Source organism: Stenotrophomonas sp. 01N47, from assembly GCF_056399165.1.
The window spans coordinates 362,040-386,519 of sequence record NZ_JBFTQU010000003.1; the positions used below are offsets into that span (position 1 = coordinate 362,040).

Here is a 24,480-nt window from a genome sequence, read left to right on the forward strand (position 1 = left end):
GATGTGAGGTGCCGTCAGTGAAGTGGGGATGACCGTCTGTTGTGGATATCAGTGAAAACGAAATTGTGGAGTTTTCCGTAAATTGCGGTGAGAACCAGATACAGCAGTTCGCTCTCAGTCAGCGCGTCCCCAGAGGCAATCGACTTCCCATTGGAGAGACGAAGTTCGGCAAGCTTCGACCCCGGGCTGCCAAGCTTGTCGGCTTGCTCGCCCAGCTTCATTAGATCCCTTGTGGCCCAAGGCTTCCTGTCGATCTTGTGGGCAAGCTGATTGCGCTCGTTGTTGATCTGATCAAGGATCTGGAAAAGATCCTTGGGGAAGCCCAGATTCTTGGCGAGATAGAGCTTGTTGTGGAAACCAATTTTCTCTATTCCGCGGAACACCGAATTTCCGTCATTGACCGCATAGTCAATCCACTTTTCGATGAGGAACTCAAAGATCAGGTGATATGCGATGACTTGGAGCAAAGGCCTGGATGCCTCATTGACCTTCTGCAGAGGTTGGCTGCGCACCATCGTCGCAAGTTCGTCGTTGAATTTCTTCAGGACAGCAGAATCCTTTTCGGCAACGCTCCGCATCAGCCTCTCCATGGGGGTGATTTCATCTGAAGATGAGTTCATGAATTATATGGAAACGCGCGGAGCATGGGGTTGAGTGAACCATTCAAGCAGGTGAGCAGCGTTTTCATGGTCGGTTGACCGTGCTTCAACAGCCGTTGCGGGAAGCTGCATGCACGGTAACAACGCCGTTGCATTCCAAGGAAGCCTCAGCAATGAACAAAGACATCATTTCCGGCAAGTGGTCCCAGCTCAAGGGCAAGGCCCAGGCGAAGTGGGGCGATCTGACCAATGACGATTTCGATGTGGCCGAGGGCAATGCCGAATATCTGGCAGGCCGCCTGCAGGAGCGCTATGGCTGGGCCAAGGACCGCGCTGAGAAAGAAGTCCGCGACTTCCAGGACAGCGTGAGCAAGGACTATCCGGACTACAAGTAACCGGGCGACGCACGCCCACGTTCTGCCTCCACAGACAACGCCCGCGCCGGAAGGTGCGGGCGTTGCGCTGTGTGACGATCAACGTGCCGGCGGGTCGGGCACGTAGCGGTTCGGGAACGCCTGCGGCTGGCGGTCCAGGCGCGACGGCGAATCGAGCAGGATGCCGCGTGCGCGCAGGTTGCGGGCGCTGTCGTAGCGCAGCTGCAGCACCTGTGCCGGGCCGCGGGTGGCGCGTTCGAAATCGGTATCGCGCACCGAGGAACTCTCACGTGCGCCATGGCCGGTGCCCAGCGCAGGTGCCCGCGACTTGGCCGAGTAACCTTCGATGCGGCTGGCACTGGCATCGGCGGCCGCCGAGGCTTCGGCTGCCTCTGGTGCCGGCCCGGCGCGATCACGCAGGATCGGCTGCGGACGCGGGTACCAGCGGCGTGCCTCTTCGAACACCGCTACGCCAACCACGCCGACGTTGTCGGGGCGGCCGGTGCGGCTGGCGTAGCTGCCGCTGGGGCTGCTGAAGACGAACTGGGCCACTTCATCCTGGGTCTTGCGCCAGCCGGTGATGTCCGCGCGCTGGCCGGGGTTGAGCACGTAACCGGTCTGCGAGGGATCGGCATCTTCGCCGGAGATGGCGTTGACCCCGTCCACCGACAGCACCACCAGCACCCGGCGCGGGCTGTCGTTGTACAGGCGCACCGCATAGCGATGGCCGCGCTCACCAGCCACCCAGCGCTGGCCGTCGGCCGGGTAGCTGCGCAACTCGGTGCCGCGGTCGCGGTCGACCAGGGCCACGCGCACCGGGCCGTCCTGCGGCATCGGCGGGGGCAGCGGGGCCGGGCGGAAGCCGGCCAGGGGCAGGATCAGCAGCAGGGGCAGCAGGCGTTTCATCGGGCGTCTCCAGCGGGGTTGGGTGAATGAACGTGCCGGGGGCCCTGACGGGGTTGACCGTGTGCACGGTAAACTGGCTCCGTTCATAGAAGGTTTCCGCACGCAGTCATGACGACCCGAGTCCTTACCGGCATCACCCCCTCCGGCACGCCCCACCTGGGCAACTACGTTGGCGCCATCCGTCCGGCCATTGCGGCCAGCCGCACGCCGGACATCGAGAGCTTCTTCTTCCTGGCCGATCTGCACAGCCTGATCAAGTCGCAGGACCCGCAGCGCACCCAGCGCGCGACCCTGGAGATCGCCGCCAGCTGGCTGGCCTGTGGCCTGGACCCGGAACACGTGTGGTTCTACCGCCAGAGCGACATCCGCGAGACCACCGAGCTGATGTGGTTCCTGACCGCCATCGCCAGCAAGGGCATCCTCAACCGCGCCCATGCCTACAAGGCGGCGGTGGACAAGAACCGTGAGGAAGGCCAGGACGAGGACGCAGGTGTCAGCGCCGGCCTGTTCATGTACCCGGTGCTGATGGCTGCCGACATCCTGATCTTCAAGGCCAACCAGGTACCGGTGGGCCGTGACCAGATCCAGCACATCGAGATGGCGCGCGACTTCGCGCAGCGCTTCAACCATGTGTACGGCAAGGAGTATTTCCCGCTGCCGGACGTGGTGATCGACGAGCAGGTGGCAACGCTGGCGGGCCTGGATGGCCGCAAGATGAGCAAGAGTTACCACAACACCATCCCGCTGTTCGTGCCGCGCGAGGAGCTGAAGAAGCTGGTGTTCTCGATCCTGACCGACTCGCGTGCACCGGGCGAGCCGAAGGACACCGAAGGTTCTGCGCTGTTCCAGATGTACCAGGCATTCGCCACCCCGGAACAGACCGCCGCATTCGCCAAGGCCTTCGCCGACGGCATCAGCTGGGGCGATGCCAAGCAGCAGCTGTTCGAGCGCATCGACAGCGAACTGTCACCGCTGCGCGAGCGCTACAACGCGCTGATGGCCGAGCCGGAAAAGATCGAAGCGCTGCTCAAGCGCCGTGGCCAGCAGCTGCGTGAGCAGCTGGCGGCACCGCTGCTGGAAGAACTGCGCCATGCGGTGGGCCTGCGTGATCTGTCCGATGCAGGCGACATCGCCAGCGAAGATGCCGGTGAAGCCCGCGCCGCGCCGCCGCTGTTCAAGCAGTACCGCGAGAAGGATGGCCGTTTCTACTTCAAGCTGACCGCAGGCGACGGCACGCTGCTGATCCAGAGCGAAGGCTTCGACTCGCCGCGCGATGCCGGCCAGCTGATCGCCGTGCTGAAGCAGGCCGAGCAGGGCGACCAGCTGCAGAGCGAGCTGTTCAAGCTGGAAGCCGAGGTCGATGCGGTGCTGGCGGCGCTGGCCGTGCTGCGCGAAGCGGCCTGACCTGCACCACCTTTGTAGAGCCGAGCCCACGCTCGGCTTGGCGGAAAAGCAGCCGAGCATCGGCTCGGCTCTACAGTGCATTGCGGCCATGGCATGATGTCCGCGCGCCTCAGGCGCGATGACATGGAGTCTGCGATGGCCTGGTTGTCGCTGCTGCTGTTCCTGCCCTGGTTCATCCTGCTGGGCAGCCTCTACTGGCTGTTTCCGCGCCAGCCGCGTACCGCGCGGCGACGCCTGTTCGATGGCGCCACCCTGGCGCTGGCGCTCGCCCTGAGCATCATGGCGATGCTGTGGGGCCACCACATCGGTCTGGTACAGCCGGGCGCCGGACCGATCTGGCCGCAGGTGCTGGCGGTGCTGTATGCCTATGGCGCGTTCCTGGCGGTGCTGGTGATGGCCCTGTTGCTGCGCCCGCGCTGGTTGCGCCTCTGATGTAGCGCCCCGCGTGTGCCCTATGTAGAGCCGAGCCCATGCTCGGCTGATGTCTGGCAGAAAGGCAGCCGAGCGTGGGCTCGGCTCTACAGAATTGCCCCCTCCGACCAAAGCCGCATCGATCACGCCATGCCGGCGGGCCTACCATGGGCATCTGTTCCCGATCCTGCCAGGTGCGCGTCGATGACCGCCGATCCCAGCATCCACACCATCGATACCGGTTTCCAACGGCCGGATTTCGATGCCGCTTACCTGATCATCGAAAACGGTCGTGCCGCGTTCGTCGACTGCGGTACCGGCCTGTCGGTGCCGGCGATGCTGCAGGCCTTGACCGACAACGGGCTGGGCGTGGAGGCGGTGGACTGGCTGCTGCTGACCCACGTGCACCTGGATCATGCCGGTGGCGCTGGCCTGCTGATGCAGCAGCTGCCGAATGCGCGTGCAGTGCTGCATCCGCGCGGCGCACCGCACATGATCGATCCGACCCGATTGATCGCCGGGGCCACCGCCGTCTATGGCGCCGAGGAAATCGCGCGCAGCTATGGCCGCATCGAAGCGATTCCCGAGCAGCGCGTGGTGGTGGCTGACGACGGCCAGCGCATCGACCTGGCCGGCCGCGAGCTGGTGCTGCTGCATACCCCGGGGCACGCGCTGCACCACTACTGCGTGTGGGATGGGCGCAGCCGCAGCTGGTTCACCGGCGATACCTTCGGTATCTCCTACCGCGAGCTGGACAGCGCGCAGGGCGCTTTCATCTTCCCCACCTCATCGCCGGTGCAGTTCGACCCGGAAGCGATGAAGGCGTCGATCCAGCGCATGCTCGGTTACGCACCGCAGGCGATGTACCTGACCCATTACGGTCGTGTCGAACAGGTCGAAAAGCTGGCCGAGGATCTGTTCGAACAGATCGATGCGATGGCGGCAATCGGCCGCCAGTGCGACGGTCGCCCCGATCGTCATCGCTGCCTGCTGGCCGCGCTGCAGGCGCTGTACCTGGAGCGTGCACAGCAGCATGGATGCGCGCTGGACCAGGCTGCAGTGAGCGAAGTACTGGCGATGGATATCGAACTCAACGCGCAGGGCCTGGCTTGCTGGCTGGACCGTGTATCGCGCTGACTTGCGCACGCCCTGGCGGCGGAGATCCGCTGCGCCCCTGGTAGATCCACGCCATGCGTGGATGACACGGTCCCGGGCCGCGCCGCGATGTCACGACCACGTTACACTCTGGTGACTTTCAAGCTAGCCGTGGTACTGCCGTGAACCCGATGCGCGTGTTGCTGCTGTCGTCCTGCCTGTTCGTCGGTGGCCTGGCCCATGCGGCCAATGACCTGCCCGGCGGCGGCATCGATCCGCAGGCGCTGTCGCGTCATGTGCGCGTGCTGGCATCGGACGAATTCGAGGGCCGTGCACCGGCCACCGAAGGCGAAGAACGCACCGTGCAGTACCTGATCGAGCAGTTCCGCAGCTACGGCCTGCAACCGGGTGGTGTGGACGGCAGCTGGGTGCAGCCGGTGCCGCTGGTGCGCGCGCAGCTGGATGGCCCGGCCAAGGCCAGTCTTGCCCTGAAGGGCGGCAAGCGGGCGCTGGCCAATGGCGTGGACGTGACCCTGCAGAGCCTGCAGCCACGCAAGCGCGTGCAGATCAAGGATGCGCCGTTGGTGTTCGTGGGCTACGGCATCGATGCGCCCGAGCGCCATTGGAACGACTACAAGGACGTGGACCTGCACGGCAAGATCGCCGTGATGCTGATCAACGACGCCGATTTTGAAGCCGACGCGCCGGGTGCGTTCGATGGCAAGGCGGTGACCTACTACGGCCGCTGGACCTACAAGTTCGAAGAAGCCGCGCGCCGTGGTGCCGAAGGCGTGCTGATCGTGCATGAGACCGCACCGGCCGCCTACGGCTGGGCCACGGTGAAGAGTTCGGGCACCTCGCCGCTGTTCGATATCGAGCGCGGCCAGGCCGAAGCGATGGCCCAGCACACGCCACTGCGTGGCTGGATGCAGCGTGAGCTGGCCGAACAGATCTTTGCCGACGCCGGCCTGGATTTCGATGCCGAGAAGCGCAAGGCGATGAGCGCGGACTTCCGTCCGGTTGCGCTGGACAACGCGAGGCTGAGCGTCGATTTCGCGCTCAAGCGCGAGCAAGTGGTGACCCGCAACGTGGTGGCCAAGCTGCCCGGCGGCGAGCACGCCGATGAGGCGGTGATCTTCTCGGCGCACTGGGATGCCTTCGGTATCGGCCAGGCCGACGCCAAGGGCGACCGCATCCGCCGCGGTGCGATCGACAACGCCACCGGTGTGGCCACCGTGCTGGAACTGGGCCGGGTGTTCGCCGCCGGCCCGCAGCCGCAGCGCACCCTGTACTTCGTCGCCCTGACCGCCGAAGAGAAAGGCCTGCTGGGCGCCAGCTACTACGCCGCGCACCCGCTGGCGCCGCTGGACAAGACTGCTGCGGTACTGAACATCGAGATGTTCAGCCCGGATGGTGCCACCCGTGACATCGCGTCGTGGGGCAAGGGCCGGGTGTCGCTGGAAGGCGACCTGGAACGCGTGGCCAAGGCCCGTGGCCGCAGCTACAGCCCGGACCCGAATCTGGAAGCCGGCTTCTTCTACCGTGCCGACCACTTCGCCTTCGCCCGCCTGGGCGTGCCGGCGATCACCATCGGCCCGGGCCTGGACAAGCTGGACGGCGGCGTCGACGCAGGCCGCGCGCTGCGCGAGAAGTACTTCGCCGACTGCTACCACCAGGCCTGCGATGCATGGACGCCGAGCTGGGATCCGGCGGGTCACGCGGCCGATACCCTGCTGGTCTATGACCTGGGCGCAGAGCTGGCCAACAGCCGTCGCTGGCCGCAGTGGGAAAAGGAATCGGAATTCCACGGCGCCCGCGAAAAGAGCGAAGCCGCCCGCCGGTAAGTGCACGGCAATGCCGGCCGCTGGCCGGCGATCCCCAAACGCACGGCAATGCCGGCCGCTGGCCGGTAATCTCCAAACGCATGGTAGTGCCGGCCGTTGGCCGGCAACCCCCAAACGCACGGCAATGCCGGCCGCTGGCCGGCGATCTCCAAACGCACGGTAGTGCCGGCCGCTGGCCGGCAACCTCATGAACCTTCCGAACGGATGTGCAGTTGCCGGCCAGCGGCCGGCACTACCGCATCTTCAGCCGCGTGGCCGCAGCAGCTTCCACGCGCCCAACCGGCGAAGGCAAGCGCGCCCAGGTAACAGGCCACCATCGTGCGCAGACCGGCCACCGGTGCGGGGTTGATGCCCCGGCTCAGGCGCAGATGCAGGGTGCTGGTACCGTTGCCCAGATCCACTGCCAGCTGCAGCATCAGTGCAGCGCAGAACGCCAGCAGGGCAATGCCGAAGCCGATACGTGGCCAACTCGCTTGGGCGCCGGGCCGGCGGATCATCCATGCCAGCAGGGTTGCCGCGCCCAGACCCAGTGCGAGCCATACCAGCGGCGTGGCAGGAGACGCGGCGGCCACCGGCATTGCACCGGTGGCCGCGATCACTACGGCGCGTTTACTTGCGCGTGCCGTCGAGCCAGTTGGGGCCCTTGTTGGTGAGGAAGAACACATAGACCACCAACGATACCGCGATCGTCGCGGTGACGTAGATGGCGAACCAGTCCACGTGGCCGGTCTTCAATGCGCCCTGGTACAGCAGCGGCGCGGTGCCGCCGAACAGCGAGTTGGCCAATGCATAGCCGAAGCCCACGCCCAGCGCACGAATGTGGGTGGGGAACAGCTCTGCCTTCACCACGGCGTTGATGGAGGTGTAGCCGGTGAGGATGACAAAGCCCAGTGCCAGGGTGAGGAAGGCGAGGGTGGCATCGTGCTGGTGCGGCAGCTGGGTGATCAGGTACCAGCTGTACAGCACGCCGCCCACACCGAAGAACACCAGCAAGCTCTTGCGGCCGATGATGTCCGACAGCCAGCCGCCCACCGGCTGCAGCACCATCAGGAAGGCCAGCACACCCAGGTTGATCAGGGTGCCGGTCATCGGATCGTTGCCGGCGAAGGCGCTCTGGATCATCTTCGGGCCGTTCACCGAGTAGGTGTAGAAGGCGATGGTGCCACCGGCGGTGATCAGGAAGCACAGCAGCAGCGGGCGCCACTGGTGCACGAACAGCTCGTACATCGAGCCGGACTTTTTGTCCTTGCCTTCGCGCGCGGCCTCGATGGAGGATTCCGACAGCGACTCGTCCATGCCACGGCGCAGCCAGAACACGACCACGGCGGCGATGCCACCGATGCCGAAGGCGATGCGCCAGCCCCACTCGGAGATTTCCGGCTTGGCCCAGAACGTCAGCATCACGAACAGGGTCAGCTGGGCCAGCACATGGCCGCCCACCAGGGTGACGTAGTGGAACGAGGACAGGAAACCGCGGCGGCCCGGAATGGCGGCCTCGGACATGTAGGTGGCGCTGGCACCGTACTCGCCACCGGTGGCGAAGCCCTGCAGCAGGCGCGCGAACAGCAGGATGATCGCCGCCCAGATGCCGATGCTGGCAGCGGTGGGGGTGATGGCGATGATGAACGAGCAGAAGGCCATCAGCGTGACCGACACGGTCAACGCAAGGCGACGGCCATGACGGTCGGCGAAGCGACCGAAGAACCATGCGCCGATCGGGCGCATCAGGAAGGTCGCGGCGAAGATCGCCCACACGTACATGGTGGAGTTCTTGTCTTCGGGCGAGAAGAACTGCGATTCGAAGTACACGGCGAACACCGAGTACACGTAGACGTCGTACCACTCCACCAGGTTGCCGGCGGAGCCCTTGAGGGTGTTGGAGATGGAACGCCGCAGGGCGGCGCCGTCGGTGCTGGGGACAGCGGATTGGGACGTAGTGCTCATCCGGGTGGGGATCCTCGATGCGGTGCGTCCATGCGGGAAATTGCGCTGCCAGGCGCGCGGTGCGCTGCCGGCCAGCCTCCTTGGTACTGCAACCCACGTCAACGCCGGGTGCCGGAAGGGCGGGCGGGGCATGGATGGATGACAGCGTGCCACTACATGGGCTGCCGGACCATAACCAAAACGTCCTAAAATCCGTGTTCCCCCAGCTCCCTGGTGTGTCATGTCGGCTCCCCCCGTTCCGTCTGCGGCTGCCCCACGGGGCGGCCTTGTCGTGCTGGCACTGCTGCTGGTCTACGTGGTCTGGGGCTCGACCTACCTGGGTATCGCCAAGGCCCTGCATGGCGGCGCGCTGCCACTGACGATGGTCTCCGGCAGCCGGTTCATCATTGCCGGCGGCCTGATGTACCTGGCGCTGCGCCTGTTCTGGAAGATGCCCAGACCCACCCTGCGGCAGTGGCGCAACCTGGTCATCATGGGCGTGACCATGCTGGTGCTGGGCAACGGCATGGTGGTGCTGGCCGAACGCGAGGTGTCATCCGGCCTGGCCGCCACCGCGGTGGCCTCGGTGCCGTTGTGGATGGCGCTGTTCTCGGCCCTGCGCGGGCAGCATGCCAGCAAGGGCGAATGGCTGGGCATCGCCGTTGGCTTCGTCGGCGTGGTCTGGCTCAACGCCGGCAGCAGCCTGACCGCATCGCCCACCGGGCTGGTGCTGCTGCTGATCGCGCCGGTCGGCTGGGCGTTCGGCTCGGTGTGGGCACGCGGGCAGGACCTGCCGGGCCCATTCATGACGGCGGCCGGGCAGATGATCTGCGGTGGCGTGCTGCTGGTGCTGATCGGCCTGGTCGTCGGCGAGCGCCCCACCACCCTGCCCGACAGCGGAGGCCTGCTGGCGATGGCCTACCTGTGCGTGTTCGGTTCGATCGTGGCGTTCACCGCTTACGTCTGGCTGCTGCAGAACGTACGCCCGGCGCTGGCCGGCAGCTATGCCTACGTCAATCCGGTGATTGCTGTCCTGTTGGGGGCTGCATTGAATGGTGAACGCTTTGGTTGGCGCGACTTCCTGGCCATGGCGGTGATACTTCTGGGTGTGGTGGTACTGACGATGGCAAGGACACGCAAGCGATGAGCATGGACGAGAAAGAACAGCGACGGGGCCTGTTGATCACTGCCTCCACCTTCGTGCTGTGGGGGTTGGTGCCGGTCTATTGGCATCTGCTGAACGAAGTGCCGTCGTTCCAGATCATCGCCCACCGCATCATCTGGAGCACCGTGCTGGTGGTGGCCTGGCTGCTGATCGCATCACGGCTGGGCTGGTGGAAGAAGATCGCCGCGCAACCGCGCGCGCTGCCGATCCTGGCGGTATCGAGCCTGACCATCGCCTTCAACTGGGGCCTGTACATCTGGGCGATCAACGCAGGGCATGTGATCGAAACCAGCCTGGGCTACTTCATCAACCCGCTGGTGAACGTGCTGCTGGGCGTGCTGGTGCTGAAGGAGCGCCTGCGCCGCGTGCAGTGGCTGGCGGTAGCCATCGCAGCGGTGGGCGTGGCCTGGCTGACCATCGATGCGGGCACGCCGCCGTGGATTGCACTGGGCCTGGCGTGCTCGTTCGGCCTGTACGGCCTGCTGCGCAAGCTGGTGTCGGTCGATCCGGTGGCCGGGCTGGGCGTGGAAAGCCTGTACCTGTTCCTGCCCGCGCTGGGCTTCGCGCTTTGGTCGGAAAACGGCCATGGCGGTGGCTTCTTCGGTGGCTGGGGCTGGGCCAACGACCTGATGCTGATCTTCGGCGGGGTGATCACGGCGGTGCCGCTGATCGGCTTCGCCTACGGAGTGAAGCGCATTCCGCTGTCGCTGGTCGGCATCCTGCAGTACATCGCGCCCAGCCTGCAGCTGCTGCTGGGCGTGTTCTTCTTCCACGAGGCCTTCGACACCGGCAAGGCGATTGGCTTTGCGGCGATCTGGGCCGGGTTGGTCCTGTACGTCGGTGACAACGTACGGGCGATGCGCGGCGCGAAACGATAGCGCCTCCGGGGTCAGAGCCCTCCGCGATGCAAATGGAGCCGACCCTGTAAAAAAGAACGGCGCCCCGAGGGGCGCCGTTCTGCTTCCATCCACGGCCAGGAGAGAGTTGGCCGGGGCGGGAACGCGGTTGCAGGCTTAGAAGCGCTGCTGGTACTTCATGTACATGAAACGACCGATGTCGAAGCCACCGTAGTAGGTGAAGCTGCTGTTCGGCTGGCTGTACATGATCGGACCTTGGTGGTCGAACACGTTGTTCAGGCCCAGCGACACGGTGCCATCCCACGGCAGGCTGTAACGCACCTGCAGGTCGTGGAAGGTGTTGGAACCCACCTTGCGGCTCGGCTGTGCATCGGTATACGGCGAAACGAAGTCGGCCATGTTGCAGTCCGGGCCACCGCCCAGATCGTACGAGCAGGCTTCCTTCATGCCCGAGTAGTAACGGGCGGTCCAGCCGATGCCCAGATTGCCGTACTGCCAATCCAGGTTGAAGGTCGAACGTACGCGGAAGTCACCGGCCCAGCCCACGCGCTGCTCCACCGGGGTGGTGGCGGCGCTGTCGTTGCGCTGCTCCAGGTAGTCGGTGTAGGTGGTGTTCCAGTTGATGGCGAACTTGCCGTATGCGGTTTCCGGCAGGCGGTAACGCACACCGATGTCATAGCCGGCGGTTTCGCGGTAGCCGGCGTTGACCAGCGAACGATCCAGCGCCGAAACCTGGCCGCGGGTGGCCGCAGCAGTGGAACGGGTGAAGCGACCGCATGCCGAATCCACGCCCTGCACGTAGCACTGGTTGAGGATGTCGGTAGCCGACTCGCCCACGATGGCGTTGTCGATGCGGATCTTCCACCAGTCCAGGCTGACGTCCAGGCCCTGCACGAATTCCGGGCTGTAGACCAGGCCGACGGTCCAGGTCTTGGCGGTTTCCGGCTTCAGTTCCGGGTTGGAACCGGAGTTGAAATCAGAGGTGGCCTGCTGGCCCGGGCGGTTGGCAAGGTTGCCGTCCGAACCGGTCTGCTGACGGAAGTTGGCAGGCACGTTCAGCGCCTGGCAGCGTGCTGCCACGGTCGGGCTGCTGGCGGCGATGCCGAACTTCGTGTCGCACGGATCGGTGAACGAATCGCGGCTGGAAACCGCGCCGCCGTAGAGGTCGTCCACGGTCGGTGCACGGAAGCCGGTGCCGTAGGTGGCGCGCACCAGCAGGCTGTCGATCGGCTTCCACTTCAGGCCGAACTTGCTGTTGGTGGTCGAACCGAAGGTGTTGTAATCGGTGTAGCGACCGGCCAGGTCCAGCGACAGCTCGCGGGCGAAGGCCATGTCGGCCAGCAGCGGCACCTGCATTTCCAGGTAGACCTCGTTGAGCGAGTAGTCGCCACGGGTCGGCTGGCCGGTGGTGCCGGCGATCTGGCCCTTCTGCACCATCAGGTCCGGGGTGTAGCTGGCTTCTTCGCTGCGGTGCTCAAAGCCCATCGCGCCCATGATGTCGCCGGCCGGCAGGGTGAACAGCGAGCCGGAGATGTTGGCGCTGGCGACCTTGGTGGTGCTGCGCATCTTGTCGACGAAGCGGGTGAACAGGTAGTCCTGCACGTCCTGGTTGCCCAGCGAGCCCGGGCCGGTGTAGCCCATCGGTGCAGCCGGATTCCACGGCACGCAGCCAGCGATCACCGCACCCGGCGTACCGCAGCGGGCCACGTCGCCGTCCATGAAGGACGGGCCGACGGCGAGGTTGACGTTCGGCTGGTACATGCTGCCGGTGCCAACGCGCTCGCCTTCATTGCGGTTGTACATGTAGCTGACGTTCCAGTCCCAGTAGCGCGAACCGGTTTCGAAGCTGCCTTCCAGGCCGAGGCTGGCACGCTTGGTTTCCAGCGTGTTCTCGGTACCGCGCGGCAGCTCTTCGGTGCGGTGCGAGAACAGCACGTCCTGGCCCCACTTGTTGAAGGTGCTGTCCTTGGACAGCGCAGCGCGCGTGCCGTTGCGCGACTGCGCAGCCGAGACCGAGTACGGGTAGCCGGCCAGGTGCTTGGTCGACTCGCGCTTGCTGTACAGCGCGTCGGCGACGATGCGCAGGTTGTCGGTGATCGAGAAGCCGCCGTTGGCGAACACCGAGGTGCGCTCCAGGCCGCTCAGCAGGCTCATGTTGGTCTTGGCGTTGGCGCCGTCAGCCGGATCCGGCGTGTGGAAGTTGCCGGCGTTGCTCGGGTCGCCGCCCGGGCCCACGGTCAGCGGCTTGCCACCGACGGTGACCGTGCCCCACTGGGTGGTCGGGCTCAGCGCGTCGACGTCGTCGGCATGGCGCGGGCCACCCGGGTAGCGGCTGAACTCGCGCGCATCGCCAAGGATTTCGTCTTCCTTGGTGCGCTCGGCGCCGACGCTGAACCAGCCGCGGTCGAAGGTCTTGCCGAAGGTGGCGCTGTAGGAGCGCTTCTGGCCGTCGCCTTCACCGTACTGGCCGACATAGACGCTGGCTTCGCCACCGTCGAAGTTCTTGCGGGTGATGATGTTGACCACGCCGGCGATGGCGTCCGAGCCGTACAGCGCCGAGGCGCCATCGGTCAGCACTTCCACGCGTTCGACGATCGCCGACGGAATCGAGGCCAGGTCGGAGTAACCGCCGGCGCTGACGCCCATGCGGCGGCCGTCGATCAGCACCAGGCTGCGTTCCGGGCCGAGGTTGCGCAGGCTGACATACATGCCGCCGAAATCGCGCGAGGAGCTCAGCGAGGACGAACGGCTCAGGCTCGGTGCGCCGGCTGCAGTGACGTCCTGCAGGATGTCGGCGACGTTGACGTAGCCCTTCTTCTCGATGTCGGCGCGGTTGAGTGCCACCACCGGCTGCGCGGTCTCGACACTGGCCTGGCGGATGCGCGAGCCGGTGATCTCGATGCGGTCGAGGTTGGTGGGGGTATCGCCGGCTTCCTGTGCGAAGGCGGGCGTGGTGCAACTGGCGGCCAGCGCGATGACGATCGCGTTGCGCAGCGGGGTGGTCTTCAGGGACATCCGTGAAATCTCGTGTTTCAGAAAAAACATGCGTCCGTTCTATGGACGCGTGGGGTGCTGCAAACCAACGTGGGGGCCGGATTCTAGAGTGTTTTCATCGGTAACTGTTTGTCCGCGCGCGCTGTAACGCCGCGAAAATGAATCGCAACCAACAATCCACAGGTGTGCTGTGCGCGGCGTCACGCGCGCTGCGTTTGCGATGGGCAGAGGCACCGATAGCGGCAGTGTTTGCGCAATCTGTAATCGTTGTTGCGTGCGTACACGCGCCCATCCACGCATGGCGTGGATCTACCGCAACAACGTCGGCATCCACGCCATGCGGATGGGCCAGTAGATCCACGCCATGCGTGGATGACGTGCAAAGAAAAAGGGACGGAGCCTTCGCTCCGTCCCTGCAGGGTGCGCGTTGTATCGCTGCGTGATGCTCAGGTCTCGCGCAGCGCCGTGGTGATCGGCAGCCGCGCGGCGCGCAGCGCCGGGAACAACCCACCCACCAGGCCGATGCCCAGCGCCCACTTCAACCCACTCCACAGCAGTTCCGGCGATACATGGAACTTGAACACCACCGCGCTGAAGTTGCTGCCGATGGTGGACACGCTGTAGCCGTTGAACAGCAGCCACGCCACCGCACATCCCAGCAGTCCACCGAGCAGCGCCAGCAGCATGGTTTCCAGCATCACTGCAGTCACCACCGGCAGGCCACGGAAGCCGATCGCACGCATGGTGGCGATCTCGCGTGCGCGTGTGGCCACGGCGGCATACATGGTGTTGAGCGCACCGAACACGGCGCCCACTGCCATGATGGTGCCGATCACCTTGCCGAGGATGTCGATCAGCTTGGTCAACCCGCCACCCTGCTTGCTGTAGTAGACGCGGGTGGTTTCCACGTCCAGCTTCAGGCGTGGATCGGCGGCGACAGCGGCCTTGAACTGCTCGAAGCCGGCCTTGCCGTCGGTGCGCACGCTGATCGACTGCCAGGCACTGCGCTGATAGGTGGTGGCCAGCGTGTCGGCATCGGTCCACAGTTCCGAGTCATGCGCATCGCCGGTAGCGAACACGCCCACGACGGTCCAGGTCTGGTTGCCCAGGGTGAGCGTCTTGCCAACGTCCATGTCGCGGAACTGGCTTTTGGCGCCCTGGCCGACCACGATCTCGCGCAGACCGGCGGCGAACCGGCGGCCTTCGACGATCTTGACCTTGTCATGCACAGCCCACGCCTGCGGGCCGACACCGCGGAACTGCGCGTTGACGTCGGTGCCATCGGCCTTGGACACCAGGTTGACCACCTGCGAGAGCTCCGGTGACAGCAGCGGCCGCCCCTGCGCATCGCGGGTGATGCCGGGCAGGGTGGACAGCGTGGGCACCTGTTCGCGGGTGATGACCGAGTTGGTCTCGGCCTGCGAACCGCCGCGCAGCACTATCGCGGTGGTGTCATCGCCAGTGTTGTTGAGCGTGGCCTGGAAGCCTTCGCCCATCGCCAGCATCGCCACCAGCACACCGACCACGCCGGCGATGCCGACCACGATCACCGAGGAGGCACCCCAGCGCTGCGGCAGGCTGGCAATGCCGATGCGGGTGGCGGCCAGCGCCAGCCGTCCACTGCGGGTGAGTGCCAGCCACAGCCCCACCAGCACCGCGATGGCCAGCACGCCGATCCACGGCAGGCCGATCCAGACGGCCAGGCCGGCGGCCAGCAACAGCACGGTCACCGCGTTTCCCAGCCATTTCTTGAGCTTGTTCATGTCGGTGTCCTCTTCAGCGGCCGGCGAGCGCGTCAACGATCTTCAGGCGCTTGGCACGCAGTGCGGGCAGCAGCCCGACCACGATGCCGATCACCACGATCAGGACGATGCCCACCAGCCAGGTCGGCGTCGGTACGTGCGGCGGCAGCATGCCCATGCTCTTGGGGCTGATGGCCGGCAGGATCAGCGCCGCCAGGCCCATGCCGATCAGCCCACCAAGGCCGATCAGCAGCACCGATTCGACCATCACCAGGGTCAGTACCGTGCTGTCCTTGAAGCCCAGCGTCTTCAGCGTGGCCAGTTCCGGAACGCGCTCGCGCACCGCCTGGGCCATGGTGTTGCCGGTCAACAGCAGCAGGGTGAAGAACACCGCGCCCATGATCGAGGTGACGATCATGCCGATGTCGGCGAACTGTTTCACGAACGCCTGCTGGAACGCCGATTCGGTCTGGGTCTTGGTTTCGTGGTCGGAGTTGGCCGAGATCGCATCGATGGCCTGCGCCACCCTTGATGACTGCTCCGGGTTGTCCAGCGTCACCGTGTACCAGCTGACCTGGTTCTTGATGTAGTCGTTGGACTCATCGAAGTACTTCCAGTTCATCATCAACTGGCGTTCTTCATTGGCCGCCAGTGCGCGATCCTTCGAGCGGTAGATGCCCTTCAGTTCCAGCGGCCAGTCGTTGCTGCCGCCACGTGGGAAGATGGTGGCTTGCAGCGGGATGGTGTCGCCGATCTTCCAGCCGAACTGCTTGGCCAGCGTCTCGCCGACGATCGCGCCGGTACGGGTCTGCTGCCAGTCCTGCAGCTGCGCCGGGTCGATCTGCAGCTCGCGGTAGACATCGAAGTAGTTGGGCGCCACCGAGAAGTTGGGGAAGAAGTTCTTCGGGTCCTGGTAGATGCCGCCGAACCACATGCCGTAGGTGACATCGCGCACGCCGCTGACCTGGCGGATCTGCGTTTCCAGGCGGATCGGCAGCGACTGGGTGATCGACAGGCGCGAAGCCACCACCAACCGGTTGGCACCTTCCACACTGCCACCGGACGAGAACGCCACGCGCACCGAGTCGAGCATGCCGAACAGCAGGAACGCGGCCACCACCGACAGCAGGGTCAACAGGGTGCGGGTGCGGCTGCGGAACAGCTGCGCCCAGACCAACGAGAAGTATTTCATCGCTGTGGCCTCCGTCAGTGGGCCAGCGGCGCGTCGGCCAGCTCGCCCTTGTCCAGGTGCACCGTGTGGGTGGCGTACTCGGCGGCCTTCGGGTCATGGGTGACCATGATGATGGTCTTGCCGTGTTCGCGGTTGAGCTGCTGCAGCAGGCCCAGGATCTCTTCGGCGGACTGGCGGTCAAGATCGCCGGTAGGTTCGTCGCAGATCAGGAAGGTCGGGTCGGAGACGATCGCGCGGGCGATCGCCACGCGCTGCTGCTGGCCGCCGGACAGTTCGTTGGGGCGATGGCTGCGGCGGTCTGCCAGGCCGACCAGGGTCAGCGCGATCTCGGCATTGCGCTTGCGCTGCGCCGCGCTGAGGTGGGTCAGCAGCAACGGCAGTTCCACGTTCTTCTGCGCGGTCAGCATCGGCATCAGGTTGTAGAACTGGAACACGAAGCCGACATGGTGGCTGCGCCACGTCGACAGCTGGCCGCCGCTCATCTGGTCGATGCGCTCGCCTTCGATGCTGATCTCGCCGCCGGTGGGGTTGTCCAGGCCGCCGATCAGGTTGAGCAGGGTGGTCTTGCCGGAACCGGACGGGCCCATCAGCGCGACGAAATCGCCGCTGGCGATATCCAGGTCGATGCCGTGCAGCACCTGCACCTTTTCGGGGCCACGCTGGTAGGTCTTGGTGATGTTGCGCAGTGAAACCAGGGTCGACATGGGTGGTTCTCCACGAAAGGCGGGAAACGGGGATGCGTCCCGGCCGACGGCCGGCACGCGTCGAACAGTGGTGCTTTCCAGCGGTACTGCCGGTGGCGCCACGTGGGCGCCGGGCCGTTACTGCGCTTGCTTCTGCTTGACCCTGGTGCCGTCGCGCAGGGTGTCCGGCGGGTTGACCACCACCGACTCCCCCGCGCTCACGCCCTTGAGGATCTGGCGGTCCTTGCCCATCGCCTGGCCCGCCTCGACCGTGCGTTGCTGCACACGGTTGTCATCGCCCAGTGCGAAGGCCACCGACGCGCCCTCACGCTCGACCACCGCAGTGGCCGGAACGCGCACGCCCTGTGGCTTGGCTTCGGTCTGCGGCTTGGCCTGTTCCAGGAAGCTGACCCGCACGCCCATCTCCGGCACGATGCGCGGGTCTTTCACTTTCAGTGCCACCCGCACCTTCACCGTGGCCTTGCCGCGGTCAGCGGTGGGAACGATGGCGATCACCTCGGCCGGGATCTTCCAGTCCGGGTAGGCGTTGAGCGTGGCTTCCACCGGCATCTTCGGCTGCACGCGGCCAATGAAGGCTTCGCCGACCTCGACTTCGATCTCCAGCGATTCCATGTCGACGATGGTGCCGATGCCGGTACGGGTGAAGCCACCACCGGCCGACAGCGGCGAGACGATTTCGCCGGGCTGCGCGGCCTTGGCGGTGACCACGCCGGAGAACGGCGCGCGCACGATGTTGTTGTCCACGCCAAGGTCGGCGATGGACAGCTGGTCGTTGGCAACCTTGACGTTGCGTCGTGCGGTTTCCAGCTGAGCACGCAGGCTGTCACGCTGGGCCACTGCCTGGTCGTACTGCGAACGCGAGACCAGCTGCTGGCCGACCAGTGCCTGCAGGCGGCTGGCTTCAGCGGCGGCCTGCTTCTGCTGGGCTTCCAGGCCGACCACCTGGCTGCGTGCGGCCTGCAGCTGCGAGGCGTACAGGTTGCGCTGCGCGTCGGCATCGATCGGGTCCAGGGTGGCCATGATCTGCCCCTGTTCCACCCGCATGCCTTCTTCGATCATCACCTCGCGCACCTTGCCGGTGATCTTGGCCGACACCGTGGCCATGCGCCGGGCGACCACGTAGCCGCTGGCGTCGAGCACCGAGCTGCTGGCGCTGCCCTGCTGGATGGCCACCGCCGGCGCGGTGTCCACTTCCACGGTGGGCGCGCGGCCGAACAGTGCGAATGCACCACCGGCCAGCAGCACGATGATCACGGCCACGGCGATCCACAGCCAGCGGCGGCCACCACTGCCGCCACTGGAGGCGGGCGGCGGCGACTTGCGGTCGATACGGAGTTCCTTCAACAGCTCGGCAGAAGCGTTCATTCGTTCCATCACAGGCGTTCGGGCGGGTGTGACCGGAAGGGTAGGCAGCGGCGGTTCCGGCGGTGGAGCGTGCGGCACAGCATGAAGGCAGGTGCATCGGCGATGGCAGTGACAGCTGTCATCCGATGTCATTGACGGCGGCAACTGCGAAATGTGACCACGGCGGCACAGGATGGCAATGTCCCCGCTACCGGTACCGCACATGGATACGATCGCCCCGTCGCTGGCCCGCCTGCAGCAGGTGCAGGTGCGTTACCGCGACCATACCGCCCTGCACGGCATCGACCTGCAGGTGCGCGCTGGCCAGGTATTGGCCCTGCTGGGCCGCAACGGTGCCGGCAAGAGTACCGCGATCAGCGTGCTGTTGGGCCTGCGCCGTGCCGACGCCGGCCAGGTCGAGCTGCTGGGTGGTGATCCGCAGCAGCGCGATCATCGGCTCGGCCTCGGCGTGATGCTGCAGAGCACCAGCCTGCCGCCGATGCTGCAGGTGGATGAACTGGTGGCGCAGGCCAGCGCCTGCTATCCAGACCCGCTGCCGCTGGCCGACGTACTGCAGCGTGTGGGCCTGCAGAAACTTGCCCGGCGCCGCTATGGCCAGCTGTCCGGCGGTCAGCTGCGCTGCGTGCAGTTCGCCATTGCCATCTGTGGCCGCCCGCGCGTGCTCTTCCTCGATGAGCCCACCACGGGCCTGGACATCCAGGCGCGGCAGGCGATGTGGCAGGCGATCCGGCAGCTGGTGAGCGAAGGCTGCGGTGTGCTGCTGACCACCCACTACTTGGAAGAAGCCGAGGCGCTGGCGCAACGGGTGGTGGTGCTGGAGCAGGGCAGGGTGCTGGCCGATGCGCCGCTGTCCGAATTGCGCCTGGCCGACCGCCCGCGACGCATCCGCTGCCGCAGCACGCTGGCCGCCGATGAGGTGCAGCGCTGGCCCGGCGTCCAGCACGTGCAGCGCGACGGTGAGCACCTGCAGGTGTTGGCCAGTCCGGCCGAGCCGGTGGTGGCCCGCCTGCTGGCCACCGATGCGCAGCTGCGAGAACTGGAAGTACAGGGCGCGGCACTGGCCGACGCCTTCCTCGACCTGACCCGGGAGGCCGCATGAACACCTTGACCCGTACCACCGCCGCCGGTGCCGCGCCCTCGGTCTGGCGTGCCCTGCGTCCGTATCGCGCCGAACTGCTGTCCGAGCTGCGTCGTGCCTGGCGCTCGCCGTCGTTCGTGCTGCCTTCGCTGTTGTTCCCGGTGCTGTTCTACCTGTTGTTCGGCGTACTGCTGGGTCGTGGCCACGCGCCGGTCTATCTGCTGGCGACCTACTGCGTGTTCGGCGCGATGGCGCCTGCGCTGTTTGGATTTGGCGTGCAGTTGGCACTGGACCGCGAAGGTGGACTGCTGACCCTCAAGCGCGCACTGCCGATGCCTGGCGCAGCGCCGCTGCTGGCACGGTTGGCGATGGCCCTGCTGTTCGCGGTGCTGATCGCGGCGATGCTGATGGCGGTGGCGTGCCTCTTCGGCGGCGTGCAGCTGCAAGCGGTGCAGGTGCTGCAGCTGCTGGCCGTGGCCGCGTTTGCGGCATTGCCGCTGGGGTCGATCGGCCTGCTGATCGGCAGCCATGTCGGCGCCAGCGCGGCACCGGCCATCGTCAACCTGGTCTACCTGCCGCTGGCCCTGCTGTCAGGGCTGTGGCTGCCGTTGTCGGCGCTGCCGCAGGTGTTCTCGACGATGGCACCGCTGTGGCCGACCTGGCACCTGGCGCAGCTGGCCCTGCCGGTGGTCGGGTTGCCGGCAGTGGGCAGCTTCGCCGGTCATCTGCTGGTGTTGCTGGGCGTAAGTGCGGCGGCGCTGCTGCTGGCGCGCCGCCGCCTGCGCCGGGTCGGCTGAACTGGCATGATCGGCAGCGATCGTCCCCGCCTGGAATCTTCCATGCCACCGAGCTGGCTTGCGTCCCTGTTGCGCCCTGCCCCGGATTCGGCGGTGGCCGAACTGCTGCGGCGTGGCAAGTCGCCCTGGAGTGGTGCGATCCACCTGCTGTGGTCGGTCTGGATCTTCCTCACCCCGGTGCTCGGGAATGGCTTCACGCTGCGCTGGTTGTTGCTGACGCTGGCCAGCTATCCGTTGTTCCTGCTGTTCTATGCCAGGGTGATGCTGGCGCCACGGCACCACGCCTGGCGCTACGCCCTGGGCATGATCGTGATGGCCCTGGTGCTGCTGCCGTGGTATCCGTCGGGACTGAGCTACTTCGTGTTCGGCTGCGTGATGATCCGCATGAGCAGCCGCGGCGGCTGGTGGGTGTACCTGTTGCAGCTCACTGGCCTGAATCTCCTGTTCTGCAGCACCGCGCTCTACTTCGGTTATCCGTGGCAGGCCATGGTGTGGATGCCGGCGGTGTCGTTCATTGTCGGGCTGGTGGTGAACGTGGAGGCCTTGAGCCATCAGCGCGACGTCGCCCTGCAGCTGTCCCAGGATGAGGTGCGGCGCCTGGCAACCACCGCCGAGCGCGAGCGCATTGGCCGTGATCTGCATGACCTGCTGGGGCATACGCTGTCATTGATCACGCTGAAGCTGGAACTGGCGCGCAAGCTGTACGACCGCGATGACGCGGGTGCCCGGCAGGAAATCGGCGAGGCCGAGGACATTGCCCGCGAGGCGCTGGCGCAGGTACGCAGTGCGGTCACCGGCATCCGCGCCAGCGACCTGGCCGGCGAACTGGCCTCGGCACGCCTGCTGCTGGAATGCCAACAGGTACACCTGCAGTACATGCCGCCGCCGCCGATGCCAGTGGAGGTAGAGCGTGGGCTGGCACTGGTGCTGCGCGAGGCGGCGACCAACATCGTGCGCCACGCGCAGGCGACCCGGGTGCAGGTGGATTTCATGCTTGAGGACCGACAGTTGGTAATGCAGATACGCGATGACGGCCGTGGTGGCGTGCAGGCCGAGGGCAACGGATTGTGTGGCATGCGTGAGCGGGCAGCAGCGCTGGGTGGCCAGTTGACGCTGCAGTCGCCGCGCGGGGAAGGCACGCTGCTGACCGTGCGCGTGCCCCTGGTGGCCGCGACTACGCCGCTGTCGCCGGCATCGCTGGCACAGGGAGGCGCGGCATGATCCGCATACTGCTGGCCGAGGATCAGGCGATGGTGCGTGGCGCATTGTCGGCGCTGCTGGGCCTGGAACCGGATATCGAGGTACTGGGCAGTGCTGCCGACGGCGAAGCCGCCTGGCGCATGCTGCAGCAGCTGCAGCCGGACATCCTGGTCACCGACATTGAGATGCCGGGGCTGAGCGGGCTGGAACTCGCCCAGCGCATCGCCCGTCATGAACTGCCGATCAAGGTGGTGATCGTGACCACCTTCGCCCGTGCCGGTTTCCTGCGCCGCGCGCTGGAAGCGGGCGTACTGGGCTATCTGTTGAAGGATGCACCGGCCGAGAACCTGGCCGAAGCGCTGCGCAAGGTGAAACAGGGCATCCGTGCGATCGATCCGCAGCTGGCGCTGGATGCGTGGTCGCAGGCCGACCCGCTGACCGACCGCGAGCGCCGCGTACTGCGCCTGGCGGGCGAGGGCCGCACCGCCAGCGAGATCGCCGAGCAGCTGGGGCTGTCGCACGGCACAGTGCGCAATTACCTGTCCGAATGCATCGGCAAGCTGGGCGTGGCCAACCGGATCGAGGCGTATCGGCTGGCGCGGCAGAAGGGGTGGTTGTAGGGGGGTGTCACTTTTCTTTTCGCGCGAAAAGAAAAGTAACCAAAAGAAACGCGCCGCCAGCCGCGAGCCGGTGCTGCGCACCGGTGCCCTGTGCTCCTCGGTCCGTCGAGGGAGGGCGCGGGAACTCGCTGCGCTCAGACACCCGCGCCTCTTCGCCCTCGCCGGACCTGTGGTGCTCGGCTCGCTCAAGGCGGAATGGAAGGTCACGATCAACGGCAAAGGCATCCACGCATGGCGTGGATCTACTGGGTGCAGCTGCGGCTTTTGACGTTGGGTCCGCCTTATAGCGAGCCGAGCATCGCAGGGGAATCAGGGGCGAAGAGGCGCCGATGTCTGAGCGCAGCGAGTTCGGCGCCGTCCCCTGATTCACCGAGAAGCGCAGGGTACCGGTGCGCAGCACCGGCTCGCGGCTGGCGGCGTGTTTCTTTGGTTACTTTCTTTGCACGAGCAAAGAAAGTGACACCCCTCCGCAGTCGCGGAAAAGGGCAGCCGGGAACCCCCGGCGAACCCATTCAATCCTTCCCGCGTGCCATCGCCTGGAACACGCCATCGCGGCGCACCCACAGGTGGAACAGCGCCGCACCCACGTGCATCAGCACCGTGGCGAACAGCACGTAGGCCAGCAGGCTGTGCGCATTGCGCAGCGCGGCGTACAGCGCCGGGGTGTGCGGCACGATCGGCGGCAGGTGCAGGCCACCGCCCAGCACGATCGGGTAGCCGCCGGCCGACAGCATCGCCCAGCCGATCAGCGGCATCGCCAGCATCAACGCGTACAGCATCCAGTGCGAAGCCTTCGCCGCCAGCACCTGCCACGCGGGAAGGTCCGCTGGCAGCGGCGGTGGGCGATGGCGCAGGCGGTTGTACAGGCGCAGCACCGCCAGCAGCAGGATGGCGATACCCAGCGGCCGGTGCAGGTCGATCAGCATGGGGCGCAGGTGCAGCGAGGCGACCATGGTCACGCCGGTGAACAGCATGGCGATGATCATCAGCGCCATGGACCAGTGCAGCACCCGGGCGAGCAGGTTGAAGTGGCCGTTGCCGGTGCTCATCGTGCCTCCCCCTTCGTTTGTGCCGCCGCACCGCTGGCGCGCTCGCGCTCGCGGCGGTTGAACGACTGCGAATACACCGCCGAGCGCGCAGCCAGGATCGGGTCATCGCTGCCGCGTACGCCGCTGGGCACGATCAGCGGATCGAAGTTGAGCTGGCCGCAGGCGCCTTCTTCCTGCGACTGCATGCGGTCGAGGCTGAGCACGCCGGCCACCACCTGTTCGCGCGATTCAGGCCACGGCACCGAGGGATCATCGATGGCATCGCCCGGCGCGGCCAGGCTGACCACCAGGTTCCAGCGCACCGGGCCGGTGGCCAGGCGCTGCTGCAGTTCCTGGCTGAGGAAATCGACATTGGCCTGCTTGCGTGCCTCTGCATCCATCTCCACCAGCGGCGCCTGCGGCTGCCAGCGCCAGCGCACCGCGCGTTTCTGTCCCTGCGCGTTGGTGAACCAGAAACTGTTGACGCTGTTGAACGTGGTGTTGGCCCAGCTGCTGGTCCACGGTGCGCTCTTGGCCCATTGCTGGAAAGCCTGTGCGCTGGGGTACCTGGCCAGCACGGCCGCCATCTTCTGCGGGTCGGGCTTGCCGGTGGCCGGATCCGGAATCTGCGCGCGGGTCTGCTCGTAGAACGCCTCGGCGGTGGGCACGGCGAAGAACGGGAAGCTGTTCATCGCCATCCGCCATTCCTGCCCGTCATCGCCCACCAGCTGCACGGCGATGCTGCGCACCTGCGCGCTGCCATCGGCGCCGTGCGGATCACCACCGCCGATCGACAGCCGGCCCAGCACCGGAACCTTCGCCTGCGAGAACACCCGCGCGCTGGACAGCGTGGGCGCCTGCGCGCTGGGTTCGAACCAGCCGCTCACGCACACGCCTTTGCTGTGCGCGCGGCGGAAGCCGGGATGCGCAGGGCCGGTGGCCTCGATGGTGTCGGTGAAACGCTGTGCGGTCAGCCGGTCGCGCCCGATCCAGCCGGCCAGCCAGGCGAAGGCGAGGGAGACGATGCCCAGGATCAGTGCGATCAGCGCGATCCAGGGCAAGGGTGAATGCCGGCGCGGCGCGCCCGGCTCCTGGCCGGCGCGGGTGTAGCGGAAGAGCGACATGGTCGGATTCCTGCCTTCACGGATGTGTGGGTGGGCGACCACCACATCCTCGCAGAAC

At 66.2% G+C, this 24,480-nt stretch carries 21 protein-coding genes and 1 pseudogene; 11 read left to right on the plus strand and 11 right to left on the minus strand.

All coding sequences use genetic code 11. The features are described from left to right. Positions 1-14: 14 nt before the first annotated feature. On the minus strand, positions 15-578 hold the full coding sequence (locus AC1DKR_RS07840; protein ID WP_478032126.1) for a hypothetical protein: 564 nt from the start codon (positions 576-578) through the stop codon (positions 15-17). A gap of 194 nt (positions 579-772) precedes the next feature. Between AC1DKR_RS07840 and AC1DKR_RS07845 the strand changes: the two genes are divergently transcribed. Then, positions 773-994: a CsbD family protein gene (locus AC1DKR_RS07845; RefSeq protein WP_089241428.1), complete on the plus strand. Its 222-nt coding sequence runs from the start codon at positions 773-775 to the stop codon at positions 992-994. 78 nt (positions 995-1,072) lie between these two features. Here AC1DKR_RS07845 and AC1DKR_RS07850 read toward each other — a convergent pair whose 3' ends face one another. Then, positions 1,073-1,879 carry a hypothetical protein gene (locus AC1DKR_RS07850; RefSeq protein WP_229979091.1) on the minus strand — a complete coding sequence of 269 codons (807 nt, stop codon included), beginning with the start codon at positions 1,877-1,879 and terminating at the stop codon, positions 1,073-1,075. Positions 1,880-1,987: 108 nt separating this feature from the next. Here AC1DKR_RS07850 and AC1DKR_RS07855 point away from each other — a divergent pair, with 108 nt between their 5' ends. The 4 genes from AC1DKR_RS07855 (at position 1,988) to AC1DKR_RS07870 (ending at position 6,633) form a co-directional block, all read left to right on the plus strand. After that, positions 1,988-3,283, plus strand: a complete 1,296-nt coding sequence (locus AC1DKR_RS07855) for a tryptophan--tRNA ligase (RefSeq protein ID WP_478032128.1) — start codon at positions 1,988-1,990, stop codon at positions 3,281-3,283. A gap of 135 nt (positions 3,284-3,418) precedes the next feature. Then, a complete protein-coding gene (locus AC1DKR_RS07860; protein WP_100461916.1) occupies positions 3,419-3,715 on the plus strand; it encodes a hypothetical protein in 297 nt (98 codons plus the stop codon). A 183-nt stretch (positions 3,716-3,898) separates the two neighbouring features. Next, positions 3,899-4,831: an MBL fold metallo-hydrolase gene (locus AC1DKR_RS07865; RefSeq protein WP_478032132.1), complete on the plus strand. Its 933-nt coding sequence runs from the start codon at positions 3,899-3,901 to the stop codon at positions 4,829-4,831. A 149-nt stretch (positions 4,832-4,980) separates the two neighbouring features. Further along, on the plus strand, positions 4,981-6,633 hold the full coding sequence (locus AC1DKR_RS07870; RefSeq protein WP_478032185.1) for a M28 family metallopeptidase: 1,653 nt from the start codon (positions 4,981-4,983) through the stop codon (positions 6,631-6,633). Positions 6,634-6,876: 243 nt separating this feature from the next. Here AC1DKR_RS07870 and AC1DKR_RS07875 read toward each other — a convergent pair. After that, positions 6,877-7,211: pseudogene (locus AC1DKR_RS07875) on the minus strand (hypothetical protein). Between the two features lie 31 nt (positions 7,212-7,242). Next, positions 7,243-8,577, minus strand: a complete 1,335-nt coding sequence (locus AC1DKR_RS07880) for an MFS transporter (RefSeq protein WP_025878340.1) — start codon at positions 8,575-8,577, stop codon at positions 7,243-7,245. Positions 8,578-8,797: 220 nt separating this feature from the next. Between AC1DKR_RS07880 and yedA the strand changes: the two genes are divergently transcribed. Both yedA and rarD read left to right on the plus strand, forming a co-directional pair. Then, positions 8,798-9,703 (plus strand): drug/metabolite exporter YedA, encoded by a 906-nt coding sequence (gene yedA, locus AC1DKR_RS07885; protein ID WP_025878341.1) that lies wholly within the window; start codon positions 8,798-8,800, stop codon positions 9,701-9,703. Beyond that, on the plus strand, positions 9,700-10,599 hold the full coding sequence (gene rarD / locus AC1DKR_RS07890) for an EamA family transporter RarD (RefSeq protein ID WP_025878342.1): 900 nt from the start codon (positions 9,700-9,702) through the stop codon (positions 10,597-10,599). The genes yedA and rarD overlap by 4 nt, the downstream gene beginning before the upstream one ends. A 135-nt stretch (positions 10,600-10,734) precedes the next feature. Here the strand turns inward: rarD and AC1DKR_RS07895 are convergent, their stop codons facing one another. The 5 genes from AC1DKR_RS07895 to AC1DKR_RS07915 form a co-directional block, all read right to left on the minus strand. Next, the gene (locus AC1DKR_RS07895; RefSeq protein WP_154879137.1) at positions 10,735-13,593 is read right to left on the minus strand and encodes a TonB-dependent receptor plug domain-containing protein; all 2,859 of its coding nucleotides are present in this window, start codon (positions 13,591-13,593) and stop codon (positions 10,735-10,737) included. 425 nt (positions 13,594-14,018) lie between these two features. Next, positions 14,019-15,335 (minus strand): ABC transporter permease, encoded by a 1,317-nt coding sequence (locus tag AC1DKR_RS07900; RefSeq protein WP_223497510.1) that lies wholly within the window; start codon positions 15,333-15,335, stop codon positions 14,019-14,021. 13 nt (positions 15,336-15,348) lie between these two features. Next, on the minus strand, positions 15,349-16,506 hold the full coding sequence (locus AC1DKR_RS07905; RefSeq protein ID WP_032978283.1) for an ABC transporter permease: 1,158 nt from the start codon (positions 16,504-16,506) through the stop codon (positions 15,349-15,351). Between the two features lie 14 nt (positions 16,507-16,520). After that, entirely contained in the window at positions 16,521-17,210 is a 690-nt protein-coding gene (locus AC1DKR_RS07910) for an ABC transporter ATP-binding protein (RefSeq protein ID WP_025878346.1), read from the minus strand. Positions 17,211-17,327: 117 nt separating this feature from the next. Next, entirely contained in the window at positions 17,328-18,575 is a 1,248-nt protein-coding gene (locus tag AC1DKR_RS07915) for an efflux RND transporter periplasmic adaptor subunit (RefSeq protein ID WP_032978286.1), read from the minus strand. A 202-nt stretch (positions 18,576-18,777) separates the two neighbouring features. On the opposite strand from AC1DKR_RS07915, the gene AC1DKR_RS07920 reads away from it, so the two are divergent. From AC1DKR_RS07920 to AC1DKR_RS07935, 4 genes are read left to right on the plus strand one after another with little or no spacing between them, the layout of a single operon-like run. After that, complete coding sequence (locus AC1DKR_RS07920; protein WP_312786185.1) at positions 18,778-19,674, plus strand: ABC transporter ATP-binding protein; 897 nt, start codon at positions 18,778-18,780, stop codon at positions 19,672-19,674. Further along, the gene (locus AC1DKR_RS07925) at positions 19,671-20,450 is read left to right on the plus strand and encodes an ABC transporter permease (RefSeq protein WP_447944509.1); all 780 of its coding nucleotides are present in this window, start codon (positions 19,671-19,673) and stop codon (positions 20,448-20,450) included. The genes AC1DKR_RS07920 and AC1DKR_RS07925 overlap by 4 nt, the downstream gene beginning before the upstream one ends. Positions 20,451-20,456: 6 nt before the next feature. After that, positions 20,457-21,671, plus strand: coding sequence for a sensor histidine kinase (locus tag AC1DKR_RS07930; protein WP_478032141.1), 1,215 nt, complete (start codon positions 20,457-20,459; stop codon positions 21,669-21,671). Next, positions 21,668-22,270 carry a response regulator transcription factor gene (locus AC1DKR_RS07935; RefSeq protein ID WP_025878350.1) on the plus strand — a complete coding sequence of 201 codons (603 nt, stop codon included), beginning with the start codon at positions 21,668-21,670 and terminating at the stop codon, positions 22,268-22,270. The genes AC1DKR_RS07930 and AC1DKR_RS07935 overlap by 4 nt, the downstream gene beginning before the upstream one ends. Positions 22,271-22,782: 512 nt before the next feature. Here AC1DKR_RS07935 and AC1DKR_RS07940 read toward each other — a convergent pair. After that, the gene (locus AC1DKR_RS07940) at positions 22,783-23,319 is read right to left on the minus strand and encodes a cytochrome b (RefSeq protein WP_312107335.1); all 537 of its coding nucleotides are present in this window, start codon (positions 23,317-23,319) and stop codon (positions 22,783-22,785) included. After that, complete coding sequence (locus AC1DKR_RS07945) at positions 23,316-24,422, minus strand: catalase family peroxidase (RefSeq protein ID WP_478032144.1); 1,107 nt, start codon at positions 24,420-24,422, stop codon at positions 23,316-23,318. Before AC1DKR_RS07945 ends, AC1DKR_RS07940 begins: the two co-directional genes overlap by 4 nt. Positions 24,423-24,480: the final 58 nt, after the last annotated feature.

Excerpts from the sequence above, each read along its gene's own strand:
- AC1DKR_RS07840 (WP_478032126.1), bottom strand. The coding sequence starts at position 578 with ATGCGGAGCGTTGCCGAAAAGGATTCTGCTGTCCTGAAGAAATTCAAC.
- AC1DKR_RS07845 (WP_089241428.1), top strand. The coding sequence starts at position 773 with ATGAACAAAGACATCATTTCCGGCAAGTGGTCCCAGCTCAAGGGCAAG.
- AC1DKR_RS07850 (WP_229979091.1), bottom strand. The coding sequence starts at position 1,879 with ATGAAACGCCTGCTGCCCCTGCTGCTGATCCTGCCCCTGGCCGGCTTC.
- AC1DKR_RS07855 (WP_478032128.1), top strand. The coding sequence starts at position 1,988 with ATGACGACCCGAGTCCTTACCGGCATCACCCCCTCCGGCACGCCCCAC.
- AC1DKR_RS07860 (WP_100461916.1), top strand. The coding sequence starts at position 3,419 with ATGGCCTGGTTGTCGCTGCTGCTGTTCCTGCCCTGGTTCATCCTGCTG.
- AC1DKR_RS07865 (WP_478032132.1), top strand. The coding sequence starts at position 3,899 with ATGACCGCCGATCCCAGCATCCACACCATCGATACCGGTTTCCAACGG.
- AC1DKR_RS07870 (WP_478032185.1), top strand. The coding sequence starts at position 4,981 with ATGCGCGTGTTGCTGCTGTCGTCCTGCCTGTTCGTCGGTGGCCTGGCC.
- AC1DKR_RS07880 (WP_025878340.1), bottom strand. The coding sequence starts at position 8,577 with ATGAGCACTACGTCCCAATCCGCTGTCCCCAGCACCGACGGCGCCGCC.
- yedA (WP_025878341.1), top strand. The coding sequence starts at position 8,798 with ATGTCGGCTCCCCCCGTTCCGTCTGCGGCTGCCCCACGGGGCGGCCTT.
- rarD (WP_025878342.1), top strand. The coding sequence starts at position 9,700 with ATGAGCATGGACGAGAAAGAACAGCGACGGGGCCTGTTGATCACTGCC.
- AC1DKR_RS07895 (WP_154879137.1), bottom strand. The coding sequence starts at position 13,593 with ATGTCCCTGAAGACCACCCCGCTGCGCAACGCGATCGTCATCGCGCTG.
- AC1DKR_RS07900 (WP_223497510.1), bottom strand. The coding sequence starts at position 15,335 with ATGAACAAGCTCAAGAAATGGCTGGGAAACGCGGTGACCGTGCTGTTG.
- AC1DKR_RS07905 (WP_032978283.1), bottom strand. The coding sequence starts at position 16,506 with ATGAAATACTTCTCGTTGGTCTGGGCGCAGCTGTTCCGCAGCCGCACC.
- AC1DKR_RS07910 (WP_025878346.1), bottom strand. The coding sequence starts at position 17,210 with ATGTCGACCCTGGTTTCACTGCGCAACATCACCAAGACCTACCAGCGT.
- AC1DKR_RS07915 (WP_032978286.1), bottom strand. The coding sequence starts at position 18,575 with ATGAACGCTTCTGCCGAGCTGTTGAAGGAACTCCGTATCGACCGCAAG.
- AC1DKR_RS07920 (WP_312786185.1), top strand. The coding sequence starts at position 18,778 with ATGGATACGATCGCCCCGTCGCTGGCCCGCCTGCAGCAGGTGCAGGTG.
- AC1DKR_RS07925 (WP_447944509.1), top strand. The coding sequence starts at position 19,671 with ATGAACACCTTGACCCGTACCACCGCCGCCGGTGCCGCGCCCTCGGTC.
- AC1DKR_RS07930 (WP_478032141.1), top strand. The coding sequence starts at position 20,457 with ATGATCGGCAGCGATCGTCCCCGCCTGGAATCTTCCATGCCACCGAGC.
- AC1DKR_RS07935 (WP_025878350.1), top strand. The coding sequence starts at position 21,668 with ATGATCCGCATACTGCTGGCCGAGGATCAGGCGATGGTGCGTGGCGCA.
- AC1DKR_RS07940 (WP_312107335.1), bottom strand. The coding sequence starts at position 23,319 with ATGAGCACCGGCAACGGCCACTTCAACCTGCTCGCCCGGGTGCTGCAC.
- AC1DKR_RS07945 (WP_478032144.1), bottom strand. The coding sequence starts at position 24,422 with ATGTCGCTCTTCCGCTACACCCGCGCCGGCCAGGAGCCGGGCGCGCCG.